This window comes from Undibacterium sp. Di27W, assembly GCF_049340345.1.
Taxonomy (GTDB): domain Bacteria; phylum Pseudomonadota; class Gammaproteobacteria; order Burkholderiales; family Burkholderiaceae_D; genus Undibacterium.
This window is the reverse complement of the sequence record NZ_JBMPOS010000142.1, coordinates 1-319: the sequence shown is the minus strand read 5'-3', so window position 1 is coordinate 319 and position 319 is coordinate 1. Positions and strand designations below refer to the sequence as shown.

Sequence of the window (319 nt, the reverse complement as noted above, 5' to 3'; positions counted from 1 at the left end):
GCGCACAATCGCAGGCCAGCGCTTCAAACTGTAATCAATCGCCTTGGCCAGACTGCTGCCATCAGCAGTCTTCTGCCGCTGTTGTAACAACCAGGCATGCATGACCTCAAGTCTTGGTCTGGACTGCTCTTGCCGTCGGATAGCTCTTTGTTCTATCGTGTCCTCTTTAGCTGTACTCTCAATGGCATACAATTCTGCGATCTTGCCCAAGGCCTCTGCCGCTATCGGATGCTGGTTAGCGGCATGCAAATCAAAGAATTTGCGTCTGGCATGTGCCAGGCAAGCCAGTTCCGTGATGCCATTGGCAAACAAGGCTTTA

The 319-nt window shown here is 52.0% G+C and carries 1 protein-coding gene; it reads right to left on the bottom strand.

From position 1 onward, the window contains the following. Nucleotides 1-319, bottom strand: a 319-nt coding sequence (locus ACO0LF_RS31660; RefSeq protein ID WP_423021408.1) for an IS66 family transposase, incomplete at both ends; no start/stop codon positions are given.